Below are 15013 nucleotides of genomic sequence, written 5' to 3'. Positions count from 1 at the left end.
CTTATGCTACTTGGCTGTTACGATGATTAAGCAGAGTAGAAAAATACACATCTTCTAGGTTTGCATTACTTGCTTCAAACCCTTGTGGGGCTTGCTCTGCTATTACATGTAAAATTGTTTTCCCTGCAAATAGGCGCTTAGAAATAACCGGTAATTGCGGTTCAAGCTCTAGCGCTTCCTCTTGGCTCATGGCTTTGCGCCAGATTTGCCCTTGGAGTTTATCGGTAAGGGCAATTGGGTTGCCCTCTAATAGTATTTTGCCGCCGGCCAGTACGGCCATGTTTGGGCAAAGCTCTGCTACATCTTCAACAATGTGGGTCGATAATATAACTACTTTTTGCTCGCCTAAGCTTACTAACAAGTTATGAAAACGATTACGTTCCTCTGGATCTAGCCCCGCTGTTGGTTCATCAACGATTAGTAAGTCGGGGTCACCTAGTAAGGCTTGTGCAATACCAAAACGCTGGCGCATACCGCCCGAAAAGCCACTTACGGCTTTTGAGCGATGTTGATATAAATTAGTGTGCGCAAGTAATCCTTCAACCGACTCTTTACGCTCTGCTTTATTATGAATCCCCTTTAAAACAGCCATATGGTCCAGTAAGTCGTAAGCACTAACACGTGGATACACACCAAAGTCTTGCGGGAGGTAACCTAAACGTTGGCGCAGAGCCTGTGGGTCTTTAAATACATCAATACCATCAAAAGTAATTGAACCTGAATCAGCCGACTGCAGTGTTGCAATGGTACGCATTAGCGATGACTTACCTGCGCCATTTGGCCCAAGCAATCCAAACATCCCTTTACCGATAGATAAATCAACACCTTGTAGTGCATGTACGCCGTTATCGTAGGTTTTAGATAACCCTGTTATTGATAGCATTTTTACTTCCTTGAATATGAGTAATTATTTTTATAATGTTTTATACCACAAGGAAAATAGGAACATAAGTTACTTGATGGTTAAATTTGTAACAACAAATAAACATAATTTAAACTCATAACACTTGCCTGCACTGTATTCACTCGGTATAAAAACCACATATACTTTTTATAAGAAGCGAAAAGCCATGCAAGATCACCAAAGCCAGCCGTTAAATGACTTTATAGAATATCCACACGACGAAATGCTAAATCGTGCTAACGAGTTTTTACAAACCAGCCAACGCCGCCATAGCATTCGCAGCTTTAGCGATCGCCCAGTACCAAAAAATATTATTGAAGCATGTATAAAAGCAGCTGGCACAGCACCTAGTGGAGCGAATCATCAGCCTTGGCATTTTGTGGCTATAAACAGTAGCGATGTAAAAAAACAAATAAGAGAAGCCGCCGAAAAGCTAGAGCGTTCTTTTTACGAAGGCAGAGCAGGTGAAGAATGGTTAGATGCGCTAAAGCCGTTAGGTACCGACGCCAATAAACCTTATTTAGAGCATGCACCTTGGCTTATAGCTGTATTTAGTCAAAAAAAGGGCGGTGTAAGCACCGATGATAAAAATACGAATTATTATGTGCATGAGTCTGTTGGTTTAGCTACCGGCTTTTTAATTCAGGCTTTGCACCGCAGTGGTTTGGCAACCCTTACTCATACTCCAAAGCCAATGAGCTTTTTAACCGACATATGTGGTCGCGATAGAGATAATGAACGCCCATACATGCTACTTATTGCAGGCTACCCAAGTGATGATGCAACAATACCGGCTCATGCACTGGATAAAAAATCACTCGATGAAATAGCTACGTTTATTTAGTATCTTCTTGTCGGCAAAACCACTCATATAGCAAAGCAATGATCGGCTCAACTTTTGGATCGGTCAATGAGTAATAAATAGTGTGCCCTTCTCTGCGAGTAGCAACCATATCTGCCTTGCGTAAACTTGCTAAATGCTGAGATAACGCTGACTGTGCTAAAGGTACATTTTTATTTAGCTCACCTACACTTTGCTCACCTTGTAATAAACTACATAAAATCATTAAGCGATTTTTGTTAGCCATTAATTTTAAAAACTGTTCGGCTTGCTCTGCGTTGACAGCTAGTTGTTCAATATTCATTTTATTATTTCTCTTTTTGATACCTTTTTAAGTATAGACTTTTACATTAGTAAGTTCTAATATAATTAACATTAGGTTTTACTAATATAAGATGGCCATGAAACTAGCGATGCCATTTTATTAATCGGCGGAAGTGCTGTAGCAGTATCCGCACTATTAAGTTACTTTATATAAAGTAACTTTCAGTTTTTAACGTTATTTATAAGTATTAACTCAATTCAACCTACTTATACCAAGTAGCACCTATTAATGTCTTTTTTAAGAAAAAGAGGATTTACAAACTAATGCTTACATCAATCCCTGACTTACTAAAAATTATCACACCTAACCAACGCCGTATTGACGCAGCGCAAGCAAAACTCGAGCTTGAACAAAATAAAGGTTTACTTATTGATGTGCGAGAACCTGCAGAGCACGCGACAAAATCGGCTGCCGGCGCTATAAATATTCCGCGTGGATTACTCGAGATGAAACTAATGGAAATAGAAAAAGACGCAGCTCGCCCTATTTACGTGCACTGCGCAAGTGGTGCACGCGCAACGTTGGGAGCAGAAGCATTAACGCGTGTTGGTTATGAAAACGTAACCGTTATTACCTGTGACGCAAATCAAGTTTGTAGCGTATTTTAAGTATCTACTAAGTACTTATAATTATGCGCCTAACAAAGGTAGGTGTTTAACGCTGTGATAAGTCAGTGCTAATTTAATACACGCTTTAAGTGGGTACTCTGGTAATGGCTTTTCACTATTTAACACTATTGCTCTATTTCCTTCAAAGGTAAGATTATGAGAGTACAACTCTCTAAATGTGCTTACTAGCTTTGATTGGCAATGAAAAAACAAATAACACGATGAGCCCTTAAAGCCTACGCGAATGGGGCTACCATTTATTGTGTTATAACTTGGCTCTCCCCACTTTAAAGACTCTTCAACAGCTCCTAAGTTTTGCTCTTGTGCTACGGTATAAATTAGCTCTCGTAATTGTATAAGCTTACTTTTAGCTGCCTCAGGATGATTATTAAATATATTTTTTATTTCCGTATTCATATAAACATCCTTATAAGCGCTCTACCTATACTTAAAGGTAAATTACTTTTGTTGTTTTTCATCAAGTAAAACAAGTAGCATTTGTTCTATATTTTTTACACTATAAGTAAGTGCTCTCAGTAGCTCTTTCTCACTTTGCTCTGTTGCCTGCTGCGACGTTTTACCTTGATTAGCCAATACATCTTTTTGCTCAAGTATCGCCTCTCTAAACTCACTCGCATTAACCACACCAAGCAAAGACACTAAAGCACCATTTCCTGACTGCCCTGCCGTTTCAAAGCTTAAACGATATAATCCAAAAATTCGCATGAGCGGCCCTTGGCTTAATCCTACATCTGTTATTTTTTCAAGCGGAATAGATTTTTCTTCTTTAAATAATATGCCACGTTTAACAACTAGTTTTTGTGGTAATAAGTCAGCCGACATAGCTGCGAGTATTCGTCCGCCCACCAGCCATACAATCGCTAAAACAATAGGTAACAACGGAATAGTCACCAGCGCTAGTACACTAAAAAAAGCGGCCATTAGCATCCAGTATTGCTGCACTTTCGGGTCGAAAGATGCACTTTTTAAAATATGTTTTGTCATTGTTTTAATCCTTTATCTATATAACTAAAAATACACTCTGCAAGCTTCAATAACCTCTACTCAATCTTACAAACTAATAACGACTTTTATAGCAAGGGCAATAAACACAACACCCAGTATTTTATCAAGCCATGGGTTCTGCTTAGTAAAACCAAAGCGATTTTTTGAAACCTCAGTAAGTACTGCAACTAGTAAATACCAACCTGTATCAATTACAAACACGGTTAAGCACATAATAATGCCAATGCTTAAAGTGAGATTTTGCGGGTCAATAAACTGTGAGAACAAGGCTAAAAAGAAAATAGCGAGCTTGGGGTTCAAAAAGGCAATGGCAAAGCCATCTTGTAATGCTTTAACTGCACTTATCTCACTTTTTTGTACTTGCAGTTCGTCATTATTGGGTTTTGCTAATAGTATTTTTAAACCTAAATAGGCTAAATACCCAGCGCCTAAATATACAAGTACTTGGTATACCGTTGGAAACTGAGCCATCAATGTCCCCAAACCAAGTAACGAAGCTGCCGCATAAAGCCCAACACCCACGCCATGGCTAAGTGCAGCAAGCATACCGTTTTTCATTCCGCCACTCATTGTATGCTTTAGTACAACTGCAAGGCTTGGGCCTGGCGACATTGCACCCATCATGCATACAACTACTAAACTAAACCACGCTGCTAATGTCATTCTTATCCTTATAGTTCATCGTTTTCTATTAATAATATATAGGCCGTTACTTGGCCTTGAAAAGCAGTCGCGGTATTTATACTTATTACTTTCCAACCTTCTTGATTTAAGTGGTATATGCGCTCATTCAAAGCATCTACATCAATGCCGTTACTAAAAAAACCACGCTTTTTAAATTCTACTATTTTTTGCATTGTTTGTTATCCATTTTATAAGCGGTAGTCAAAGTCGTAATAGTGAATGCCCTGCTCAATGCGTATTTTCATACTGCCAGTTAATCCTTTTAGCTCATTTGAGCCTGAATCAGGAACAACATTTAAAATAAGACTGTCTTGTCCTTTATTCATAGTGCCAAAGTGTTGCAGTACAAAACTGCCCTGCTTACCTTCAAGCTCACCTATCACTTGCTCTATTGCCACGTAACCCGCACTGCCTTGGGTTGGCGTCATTGCACTAAGCATCTCGCCTTGGCTTGTAGCATTTAAGTCACCTTTAAATGTTTTATCAACCGACATGCGTCCTAAGTTAATACCTTGCTGCCCTTTGGCATAACCTTCAATAGGCGCTAAAGCCACTGTAAATTCACCGCTTATTATTTTTGTTGTCATAACAATTCCTTATTGATGATATTTAATACTATTGATTTTTAATCCGATGATGCCATATCTATACCTCAACCTTTAAAAAGAATCCACTATGTCAAAAAACACCTCTGCATCCGAAAAAGCTGCTTTTAGCAGCCTATTACCTGTTTTTGCTTTTATAAAACCTTACAAATGGATGGTAGTAGCTGCGCTAGCTGCACTGTTAGTGACTGCGGGTGTTAATTTGTCGTTGGGGCAAGGTGTTAAGTTTGTTATTGATCATGGGTTTATTGCAGGCTCTAAAGATCAATTACAGCAAGCTGTACTGGTACTCATTGGCTTAATCAGCTTATTAGCGATCGGTACCTTTAGCCGTTTTTATTTAATGTCGTGGATTGGCGAACGAGTCAGTAACGATATTCGAAAAGCCGTGTTTAATCGTATTGTTACGCTACACCCTAGCTACTTTGAAGAAAACCGCAGTGGCGAACTTATGTCGCGTTTAACCACCGACACCACATTACTGCAATCAATTATCGGCTCATCATTTTCTATGGCACTGCGCAGTGTACTTATGTTGATTGGTGGCTTAGCTATGCTGTTGTTTACTAATTTAAAACTTACTTTAGTGGTTGTAGCCTGTGTACCGCTGGTACTTGTTCCTATGATGATATTTGGTCGCAAGGTACGTAAACTAGCAAGCTCTAGCCAAGATGCCATTGCCGACATAAGTACCTATGCCGGAGAAATCATACAAAATATTAAAGTAGTACAAAGCTATAGCCACGAAGCACAAGAGCAGCATGCCTTTGCGCTTGAGACCGAAAAAGCCTTTAACGTGGCTAAAAAACGCATTAAGCAACGTTCATTTTTAATAGCTGTAGTGATTTTTTTAACCTTTAGTGCCATTAGCGCTATGCTATGGGTAGGTGGCAACGATGTACTTGCAGGTACTATGACCGGCGGCGAGTTAGGTGCATTTGTATTTTACGCTATTATGGTGGCAATGTCGGTGGCAACTGTTGCTGAAGTATATGGCGAACTACAACGTGCAGCTGGTGCTGCGGCAAGGTTACTTGAGTTACTTGCTGTTAAAAGTGAGATAGAAAACCCACTAGTTCCACAAGACGATAGCTTACTGCAAGATAGTAATAGCCCTGCTATTACGCTTGAAAATATAAGCTTTAACTACCCCTCTCGCCCAGACGTAAGCGCGCTTAATAAAATAAGCCTAAATATAAATCAAGGCCAAACCGTGGCAATTGTTGGCCCTTCTGGCGCAGGTAAAACAACGTTATTTGAATTGCTACAACGTTTTTACGATCCGGCTAGCGGAGCTATTAAGTTTAAAGATGTAAACATTAAAGATTTATCGCTTAATACTCTGCGTAATAAAATGGGCATGGTAGCGCAAAACCCTATTTTATTTAGCTCCGACGTAATGCATAACATCCGCTACGGCAACCCAAGTGCAACCGATGAGCAAGTATATGCCGCAGCAAAGTATGCGCATGCCGATGAATTTATCAAACAGTTACCGCAAGGTTATAACAGCTTTTTAGGTGAGCAGGGTGTGAGGTTATCGGGTGGGCAAAAGCAGCGTATTGTGCTTGCACGTGCCATATTAAAAGACCCTGAAATACTTCTTCTTGATGAAGCCACCAGCGCGCTGGATGCGCAAAGCGAACACCATGTACAAGCTGCACTTGAGCATTTAATGCAAAACAGAACAACGTTAATAATTGCCCATAGGCTGGCAACGGTAATACATGCCGATGTAATTGTAGTGATGGAAAATGGGGAAATCATAGCAACGGGTACTCACCAAGAGTTGTTAGCAAGTAACCCGTTGTATCAAAAACTGTGTGAATTACAGTTTAATAAGGATTAGGGTCTGTTGACCTTTCAAGGTTAAATTTGCAAGGTTCAAGAACCCTAACCTTCGGTATTTGGCACTATCTGAATTTCTACGCGACGGTTTTGAGCGCGGCCATTTGCACTATCATTAGTTGCAATTGGGCGTGTTTCGCCATAGCCCATAGTGCTAACACGTGTAGCCATAATTTGTTGGTTCACTAAGTAGTCTTTCACACTTTGTGCGCGTTCACGCGATAGGTTCATGTTGAAGCTATCTTTACCCGTACTGTCAGTATGCCCTTGCACACTAAGGTAGGTTTTTTCGTACTTGTTCATTACTTTAGCAATCGCATCTAACGTATCGTTAAAGCCTGATGAAATATAAGATTGAGCAGTCGCAAACGTAATATTTGATGGCATTACTAAACGTAAGTTATCGCCTTCACGCACTACTTCAACACCTGAACCCGCTAACTCATCACGAAATGCTTCTTCTTGCTTATCCATGTAGTCGCCAACAGCAGCGCCCGCCAATGCACCAATAGCTGCACCAATAAAAATACGTTTATCTTTATGATTACCCGTAGCCTTACCTAATACACCTCCGGCTGCGGCGCCNATAGCGGCTCCTTTACCTGTGTTATTCATTTCACAACCAGAAAGTAATACAGCTACTACGGTTACGCTTAAAAGTGATTTAGTTAAAGTCATGGTGATACCCTATTCATTAAGAATTTAGCAAGAGTATGCAAATACATGTATGAACAAACTATGAAGAGAGTGTTAAAAGCAGCGCATCTTGCTTGATTGTTAAACAGACCTCAAACTAATGTGCCGTTTTAATAAAAATGTCATACTACGCTGTGACAATTTAATGAATTTTACAAAGGATATTGGCGCAATGTTAATTGCTATTTTTAGACAGTTTTTTTTATTAGGGTGTATGAGCTTTGGCGGCCCTGCTGCGCACTTAGGTTATTTTAAACGCCACTTTGTAGACTCGTTAAATTGGTTAACTAACACCCGTTACGCACAACTTATTAGTTTAAGCCAAGCACTGCCTGGGCCAGGCTCTAGCCAAGTTAGTTTCGCTATTGGTGTTGAGCGTGCTGGAGTACTGGGTGGTATAGCTGCTTTTGTAGGTTTTACTCTGCCTTCGTTTTTAATAATGGTGCTACTTGCGGTTAGTGCTCATCAGTTTGACGCTGTTTACTTTGCTATTATTGCAGGCTTAAAGTTATTTGCCGTTGTTATAGTTGCTGATGCAACACTTAGTATGGCTAAAAGCTTTTGTACAAGTGCTGCGCTTAAGTTACTTGCGGTAATGAGTACACTTGCTTTGGTGTTATTTCCAATGATGGGAACTCAAATCGCTATTTTAATAACCGCTGCAACAGTAGGTGCTATATGGCCTTTATTAAAACTGGGTACAGCCACAGAAAATGTTGGCAGTACAAAAAGTAATATTAATTGGATTGCTCTGGGGTTATTTGCGCTTCTACTTGGTGTTAGCTTTATTCCGCTTGGTCAAGAGTTTGCTTTATTTTCGCCTTTTTACCAAGCAGGTGCAATGGTGTTTGGTGGTGGTCACGTAGTACTACCAGTACTTCAAGCCGGCGTACCAGCATTGAGTGATGATCAATTTTTAAGTGCTTACGCCAGTGCACAGGCAGTGCCAGGACCTATGTTTACTATTGCTACTTACTTAGGCGCACAACTTACCACTGAGCAACCATTAGTAGGTGCTTTTATAGCTACACTGCTTATATTTATGCCTGGTTTTTTACTTATACTGGCGTTTCAGAAGAGTTGGATTAACTTGGCAAACAAACCACGCTTTGCAAGTTCAATAGCTGCACTTAATGCAGTAGTAGTTGGTTTTTTAGCGGCTGCACTGTATTCGCCAATTTGGACATCAGCGGTGCATAATCTTTGGCAAGTTGCGTTAGTAATAATTGCATTTGCATGGCTGCGATTTAAAAAGCCACCTATTTGGTGGCTCTTAGCTTTATTTATTGCTGTGGGTCTTTTGCAACACTATTTGCCATCACTCTAAATGTTGGCTTATCTGTTTGTTGCTCACTCGGTGGGCTTAATTGCCCGCTTACACTTTGATATGCCCTAAGACCAAACACCGGTAACACCGCAAGCAAATGGTCCATTATCTCGGCCTGTAAGTGCTCGTACGAAATCCAGCGTTTATCTTCACTAAAGCAATAAAACTCAATAGGTAAACCATGGTTTAGTGGTTGTAGCTCTCGTACCATTAACGTAAGCGACGTATTAATTTTACTGTGCTGTTTTAAATAGCCTTCCGCATAACGGCGAAACAGCCCTAAATTAGAAACCTGAGCGGGTAATGTCGTCACTCGAATATAGTCGTGCAACGGAATAGCCGCATCAATTTGTTTTCTAAACTCATCACCCACTAAACAAATGCTGTGCATATCAATATTGAGTGAGCGTTTAATACGTCTACCGCCCGACTCTTGCATGCCGCGCCAGTTTTTAAACGAACCCGCAACTAGCATATAAGTTGGAATAGTTGTTATGGTGTTATCCCAATTACGTACCTTTACAGTATTTAAACCCAAATCAATTACTTCGCCATCGGCGCCGTAATTTTCTACTTGAATCCAATCACCATAGGTTACTAGGCGATTTGCTGCTATTTGAATACTGGCTACAAAGCCTAAAATAGTGTCTTTAAATACTAATAACGTAACGGCAGCAATAGCACCAAAGCCAGAGAGAATATAAGTAGGTGACTTCTCAAGAAAAATGCTCACAATTAAAATTGCACACACAATAAAGGTTATTAGCTTAACAACCTGAATTAAGCCCTGAATAGGGACTTCGCGTGCAAACTCTAACTGGTTATAAATAGTACCCGCAATGCTCACAATACTACTAAAAATAAAACCAGCATAAATAATAAGCAAAGCTTGTCCTATTGTTTTTAGTATTTCTCCTGCAATTTCATTAACTGGGTATACGCTATCAAACGTAGCTAAAAACAATACGCAGCACAGCATTCCGGCAATACGTTTATTTAGCTTATTAAGCATAGGAGAAAGCGCACCAATTCGCTCAGGAGAAAGCCTCGTCACTATTTTTTGAATGCCAGGTAACATTAATCTACGAGTAAATAAGTAAACAATTAATAAAGAAAATATCCCTATTGAGACTGCGGTAATTGAGCTAAGAAAATCCGCGTCGGGTACTTTTTCAAACCAAGGAGCAATTAATTCCTGAAGATGGGTGTTGGTCATAGTGTTTCAATTTCCTTACTGATTTGTGGTTCAGGTAAATCTTGTTGAGCATAAATGTCGGCAAGCTGCTGATCTTTAGCAACCCATAGCTCATTCACATAATGTTGAAAATTTGCTTTAAATACGTCATCGCTTTGATAGCTGCCCTGCATATTGTCATTAATGGGCGTTACGTCTATTGAAACATAAATAGAATCTAGCTCACCTTTTAGCAAGTTACGACAAACGTGATCTGTCTTACCGCTATATACTAAACTTGTATTAAGCATGGCATCAAATTGATCGGCTAATACTTCAAGCGCAAAAGCAATGCCGCCCGCTTTGGGCTTTAATAAATGTTTAAAAGGACTTTGTTGCAGATTATGTTTGGCTGGCGTATAGCGTGTACCTTCAACAAAATTAATGATGGTAGTAGGATGATGACGAAAATTACGACAACTACGCTTCGTGCGCTCTACATCCAACCCTTTCAACTTTGGATTTTTAGCTAATTGCGCTTTGCTTACCCGTTTCATAAACGGCATACCCATAGCCCACGCACCAGTGCCAATAAAAGGCATGTACTTTAACCCGTCTTTTAAAAAGAACTTAGGGGCAGGCAATGCATGTAATGAGCTAAGTACAGTTATATCTAACCAACTCGCGTGGTTACAAATAAGTAAATACCAACTTTTTGAGTTTAAGTCGCCACTTATATCAACCACAATGTTAGGGCAACCTAACCAAAGCCCTAAACGGTTGCCGTTACACCAACCTCGGTAAGCGCTGTGTAATATAGAGTTAACCACAGGCAAAGGCAGTAATAACTTAATAAGGCCCAGTACAAATACTAGCGAGCCAAAAAGTATCATGTTAGAAAACAATACGCAGCCTACAATTAAGCCGTTAAGCCAATTTGGTAACCACTTTTTTAGCATAACTGTAAGCTCATATTTTTACCTTTTACTTATGGTTTTTTTCGAGCGATTGTAGTGTTTGCTCTTTGTTTTCCCATAAGCGGTTTAACTCGCTTTGAAAGCGAACTCTAAATTCAGAATCACCTGTGTAGTCACCAATAAGCTCTTCGCTTACCGGCCTTACTTCCACGTGTACGTTGATATTTTTTACCTTACCACCAGCAAAATCCATAAAAGTAGGAATACCATTTGGGTACTGAATGGTAACGTTAACCACTTTAGTAATTTGCTCGCCCATTGCTTGCATTACAAAAGCAATACCGCCCGCTTTTGGTTTTAATAAATGTGGGAACGGGCTATTTTGGCGCTCATGCTTTTGCGTAGTAAAACGAGTGCCTTCTACAAAGTTAACCACACTTACTGGCATCTCTTTAAATTTTTCGCAGGCTTTACGTGTGGTTTCTAAATCTTTGCCACGCAGCTTTGGATTCTTTTTTAATTGGCTTTTACTCGTGCGAGTCATAAACGGAAAATCAAGCGCCCACCAACATAAACCTAAAATAGGCACGTAAATAAGCTCTTTTTTCAAAAAGAAGTTTAAAAATGGAATTTTACGATTAAACACGCGCTGTAATACTAAAATATCGACCCAGCTTTGGTGGTTTGCTATTACTAGGTACCAATCTTTTAGTTTAAGGTCTTCAAGGCCAGTTACATTAAGTTTAGTTGGCGTGAATAACGCTTGATTTAAGCTATTAAAGGTAACCCAAATAGTTGCAAATTGCTTAGCTGCCCAGCTCATAAGCTTTTGCAGAGGCTTAATAGGGATAAGCTTTATAAGCCCACAAACAAAAATAGGCACAAACCAAAAAAGTGTGTTTATTGTGTAAAAAATAATACTAAATACACTGCGAATAACTGACATTACTTCCATTCCTTTAAACATTGCGCAGCCACTAATACTGCGCTTTCAGTTGCTTACAAATTAATCTTCAAAATAGGTATAGCCTTCAAGGCCTGCATTAAGCTCAGCTAAATAACCTTCTTTACACTGCGTCGATACATCAAGTTTATTAACTTGGTACGCAAAGTTGTCAGCTAAAATGGCGCTATCATAGTCAACAAACTTTAATACATCCTTAACGCTATCACCTTTTATGGCATTGGTTAACACGTAGCCATCGTCGTTAAGCTCTACGTGCACCGAATCAGTGTCACCAAATAGGTTATGTAAATCACCTAAAATCTCTTGATACGCGCCTACCATAAACATAGCGATGTGGTATTGCTCGCCATGCTTATATTCTGGTATTGGTAGGCTGGTTTCGATACCAGCGCCTTCAACGTATTCACGAATCTGCCCGTCAGAATCGCAGGTAATATCTTGAATAATCGCGCGCTGAGTCAGTGGCTGAGTTAAGTTTTCGATTGGCATCACCGGAAACAACTGCTGAATACCCCATACATCAGGCAACGACTGAAATAATGAAAAGTTAACAAAGAGTTTATCAGCAAGCTTTTCGTTTAAATCGTCGAGTACTTCACGGTGCGCGCGCGCATTATTACTAAGCGATGCACGTACACGATGTAAAATAGTAAAGTAAAGCTGCTCTATTTTCGCCCACTCTAGCATGCTTACTAAGCCATGCACGTACTGATCGTGCGCTTCGCTAAATAAGTGCATAGCGTCGTGATAAATCTCTAATGCCATACGCGGGTTTAAACGCTGTAAACACTGCCACATTTCATCAAGCACTAAAGCGCTATTTTCAAGCGGTGGCTCTGGATTTAAATGATTAGGCGCTTTTTCTACGTCTATAACATCGGTAATTAATACCGCATGGTGAGCGGTTAAAGCGCGCCCCGATTCGGTGATAATGGCCGGATGCGTAAGGTTATGCTGATCGCACACTTCTGCAAATGCATTCACTACATTACGCGCGTACTCTTCTACGGTGTAGTTCATTGAACACGCACTGCGTGAGCCAGAACCCTCGTAATCAACGCCTAAGCCGCCACCCACATCAACGGTATTTAACGGTACGTTTAATTGTGTAAGCTCAGCAAAGTGGCGTGCACATTCACGTAAAGCACGGTGAATATCACGAATGTTGGCAATTTGAGAACCAATATGAAAATGCACCATTTGCATTAAGTGCAGCTTATTATGCTTTTTAAGCACTTCAACAGCACTTAGTACTTGGCCTGCTGTTAAACCAAACTTGCCTTTTTCGCCGCCCGTGTTTTGCCACTTGCCTTTGCCTACTGAGTTTAGGCGAATGCGAATACCAATAGCCGGTTCAATACCTAGGTTGTCTATCTCTTCAAGTAGTGTGGTCAGTTCTGAAAGCTTTTCTACCACAATTTTTACGCTGTGGCCCATTGCTTGGCCAATACACGCTAGGCGTAAAAACTCACTGTCTTTATAGCCGTTACACACTATTGTAATTGGCTCTTTTGCTACACCCAAAATAGCCATAAGTTCTGGCTTTGAGCCGGCTTCTAGGCCAACAAGTCCGCTTGGATGCGCTAATAGTTTACTTACTACAGAACGTTGCTGATTTACTTTTATTGGGTAAACACAGGTGTATTTACCGTTATATTCACGATTTGCTCGCGCTTGCGTAAACGCGTTAGTAAGGGTGTCTACACGATTTTTTAAAATATCAGTAAAGCGTACTAAAACCGGCAACGTTAAACCTTGTTGCTTAAACTGCTCAGTTAATTGCGTTAAAGAAATGGCCGGTTTTGTTTGGTCGCCATCTGGGTAAGCCACCAGTTCGCCTTGTGCGTTAATATCAAAATAACCATCACTCCAATGAGCAACGTTATAAGTGGCGCGTGCTGTTTCTAAACCCCAGGTCATGGCAACTCTTCTTTAGTCAATTAGGTATAAAGGCGCATTTTAATACGTCACTATCCACTAGGCTAACAAAAATTGAACTTTCACTCACTCCTAACTAACTTTATTCGTCAAATCAGTTAAAATGTCATTGAGCAAAACGCCAAGCACTGGCAGAATTGCCCCTTTTTCATACTCAACCTAAAAAGTGTAATAGTAACTATGGCAAATTTAGATCAAAGTAAGTGGTTTACTGAAATTAGCGACCGCGATGGCAGCGCATTTTCATTACGTATTAATAAAAAGTTAGATGAAAAACAGTCTCCTTTTCAAAAGGTAGAAATGTTTGAAACCACAGACTTTGGTAATTTAATGATCATCGACGGGTGTACTATGGTAACAACCCGCGAAAACTTCTTTTATCATGAGATGATCAGCCACCCTGCACTTTTAGCGCATCCAAACCCTAAAAACGTCGTTATTATTGGCGGCGGCGACTGCGGTACTTTACGCGAAGTATTAAAACACCCAGGCGTAGAAACTGTAACGCAAATAGATATCGACGAAGTAGTAACGCAAATGTCGTTAAAATACTTCCCAGAGCTTTGTGAATCTAATAACGACGCCCGTGCAACTGTTATGTTTGACGACGGTATTAAATACATGCGCGAAGCCGCTGGCGAATCTATCGACGTAGTGATTGTTGATGGCACAGATCCGGTAGGTCCAGGTGAGGGTTTATTTAACCATGCGTTTTACACAAGCTGTTTAGATGCACTGCGCCCAGGTGGTATTTTAGTACAACAAAGTGAATCGCCACTTATGCACATGCCATTATTAGTTGAAATGCGCGAAGCAATGCTAAGCGTAGGCTTTAAGGATTTACAAACACTGCCATTCCCACAACCAATTTACCCAAGCGGTTTATGGTCAGTAACACTTGCGCGTAAATCACAAGCATTTGACGGTTTTAGAGAAGATGCAGCTGCAAATATTGCACAGCATAGCGAATACTATAACAACGGTATTCACCATGGTGCACTCGCTACACCTAACTACATGAAACGCGCATTCGATAAAAAATAATACCAATCTGCTTATATATAGGGTCTATTTAACGTTAAGAAAATTACGCTAGAACTAGGCAAAAATTTTTGTATCTAGTTGTTCTAAATAAAAAATTTTTAACGACGTT

17 protein-coding genes are annotated in these 15013 nt (G+C 40.1%); 5 read left to right on the top strand and 12 right to left on the bottom strand.

Going from position 1 to position 15013, the window contains the following annotated elements; all coding sequences use genetic code 11:
• Position 1 precedes the first annotated feature (1 nt).
• Positions 2-883: an ABC transporter ATP-binding protein gene (locus L654_RS0111405; RefSeq protein WP_024608088.1), complete on the bottom strand. Its 882-nt coding sequence runs from the start codon at positions 881-883 to the stop codon at positions 2-4.
• Between the two features lie 187 nt (positions 884-1070).
• Here L654_RS0111405 and L654_RS0111400 point away from each other — a divergent pair, with 187 nt between their 5' ends.
• On the top strand, positions 1071-1748 hold the full coding sequence (locus tag L654_RS0111400; RefSeq protein WP_024608087.1) for a nitroreductase family protein: 678 nt from the start codon (positions 1071-1073) through the stop codon (positions 1746-1748).
• Here L654_RS0111400 and L654_RS0111395 read toward each other — a convergent pair.
• The gene (locus L654_RS0111395; RefSeq protein ID WP_024608086.1) at positions 1741-2049 is read right to left on the bottom strand and encodes a metalloregulator ArsR/SmtB family transcription factor; all 309 of its coding nucleotides are present in this window, start codon (positions 2047-2049) and stop codon (positions 1741-1743) included. The genes L654_RS0111400 and L654_RS0111395 overlap by 8 nt on opposite strands.
• A gap of 284 nt (positions 2050-2333) precedes the next feature.
• Here L654_RS0111395 and L654_RS0111390 point away from each other — a divergent pair, with 284 nt between their 5' ends.
• On the top strand, positions 2334-2678 hold the full coding sequence (locus L654_RS0111390) for a rhodanese-like domain-containing protein (RefSeq protein ID WP_024608085.1): 345 nt from the start codon (positions 2334-2336) through the stop codon (positions 2676-2678).
• A gap of 21 nt (positions 2679-2699) precedes the next feature.
• Here L654_RS0111390 and L654_RS0111385 read toward each other — a convergent pair whose 3' ends face one another.
• The 5 genes from L654_RS0111385 to L654_RS0111365 form a co-directional block, all read right to left on the bottom strand.
• Complete coding sequence (locus L654_RS0111385) at positions 2700-3095, bottom strand: DUF1801 domain-containing protein (RefSeq protein WP_024608084.1); 396 nt, start codon at positions 3093-3095, stop codon at positions 2700-2702.
• 42 nt (positions 3096-3137) lie between these two features.
• Positions 3138-3683: a PH domain-containing protein gene (locus L654_RS0111380; protein WP_024594273.1), complete on the bottom strand. Its 546-nt coding sequence runs from the start codon at positions 3681-3683 to the stop codon at positions 3138-3140.
• Between the two features lie 66 nt (positions 3684-3749).
• Positions 3750-4367 (bottom strand): LysE family translocator, encoded by a 618-nt coding sequence (locus L654_RS0111375; protein WP_024608083.1) that lies wholly within the window; start codon positions 4365-4367, stop codon positions 3750-3752.
• An 8-nt stretch (positions 4368-4375) separates the two neighbouring features.
• Positions 4376-4561 (bottom strand): hypothetical protein, encoded by a 186-nt coding sequence (locus tag L654_RS0111370; protein ID WP_024608082.1) that lies wholly within the window; start codon positions 4559-4561, stop codon positions 4376-4378.
• 15 nt (positions 4562-4576) lie between these two features.
• Entirely contained in the window at positions 4577-4975 is a 399-nt protein-coding gene (locus tag L654_RS0111365) for a DUF3224 domain-containing protein (RefSeq protein ID WP_024608081.1), read from the bottom strand.
• Positions 4976-5063: 88 nt separating this feature from the next.
• Here L654_RS0111365 and L654_RS0111360 point away from each other — a divergent pair, with 88 nt between their 5' ends.
• On the top strand, positions 5064-6842 hold the full coding sequence (locus tag L654_RS0111360; protein WP_024608080.1) for an ABC transporter transmembrane domain-containing protein: 1779 nt from the start codon (positions 5064-5066) through the stop codon (positions 6840-6842).
• Positions 6843-6886: 44 nt separating this feature from the next.
• Here the strand turns inward: L654_RS0111360 and L654_RS0111355 are convergent, their stop codons facing one another.
• Entirely contained in the window at positions 6887-7519 is a 633-nt protein-coding gene (locus L654_RS0111355) for an OmpA family protein (protein ID WP_024608079.1), read from the bottom strand.
• A 190-nt stretch (positions 7520-7709) separates the two neighbouring features.
• Between L654_RS0111355 and chrA the strand changes: the two genes are divergently transcribed.
• Positions 7710-8864 (top strand): chromate efflux transporter, encoded by a 1155-nt coding sequence (gene chrA, locus L654_RS0111350; protein ID WP_024608078.1) that lies wholly within the window; start codon positions 7710-7712, stop codon positions 8862-8864.
• On the opposite strand, the gene L654_RS0111345 is transcribed toward chrA, so the two are convergent.
• Genes L654_RS0111345 through speA form a run of 4 tightly spaced genes read right to left on the bottom strand, consistent with a single transcriptional unit; the run spans position 8821 to position 13842 of the window.
• Positions 8821-10080: a mechanosensitive ion channel domain-containing protein gene (locus L654_RS0111345; RefSeq protein ID WP_024608077.1), complete on the bottom strand. Its 1260-nt coding sequence runs from the start codon at positions 10078-10080 to the stop codon at positions 8821-8823. The genes chrA and L654_RS0111345 overlap by 44 nt on opposite strands.
• Entirely contained in the window at positions 10077-10997 is a 921-nt protein-coding gene (locus tag L654_RS0111340; protein ID WP_024608076.1) for an acetyltransferase, read from the bottom strand. The genes L654_RS0111345 and L654_RS0111340 overlap by 4 nt, the downstream gene beginning before the upstream one ends.
• Before the next feature lie 25 nt (positions 10998-11022).
• Positions 11023-11901, bottom strand: coding sequence for an acyltransferase (locus tag L654_RS0111335; protein ID WP_024608075.1), 879 nt, complete (start codon positions 11899-11901; stop codon positions 11023-11025).
• A 60-nt stretch (positions 11902-11961) separates the two neighbouring features.
• Positions 11962-13842 carry a biosynthetic arginine decarboxylase gene (gene speA / locus L654_RS0111330; protein ID WP_007584591.1) on the bottom strand — a complete coding sequence of 627 codons (1881 nt, stop codon included), beginning with the start codon at positions 13840-13842 and terminating at the stop codon, positions 11962-11964.
• A 198-nt stretch (positions 13843-14040) separates the two neighbouring features.
• On the opposite strand from speA, the gene speE reads away from it, so the two are divergent.
• The gene (gene speE / locus L654_RS0111325; RefSeq protein ID WP_024608074.1) at positions 14041-14904 is read left to right on the top strand and encodes a polyamine aminopropyltransferase; all 864 of its coding nucleotides are present in this window, start codon (positions 14041-14043) and stop codon (positions 14902-14904) included.
• Positions 14905-15013: the final 109 nt, after the last annotated feature.

This window comes from Pseudoalteromonas sp. TAB23 (assembly GCF_000498075.1).
Lineage (GTDB): Bacteria > Pseudomonadota > Gammaproteobacteria > Enterobacterales > Alteromonadaceae > Pseudoalteromonas > Pseudoalteromonas arctica.
The sequence above is the reverse complement of the archived record's forward strand: the minus strand, read 5'-3'. Positions and strand labels throughout refer to the sequence as shown.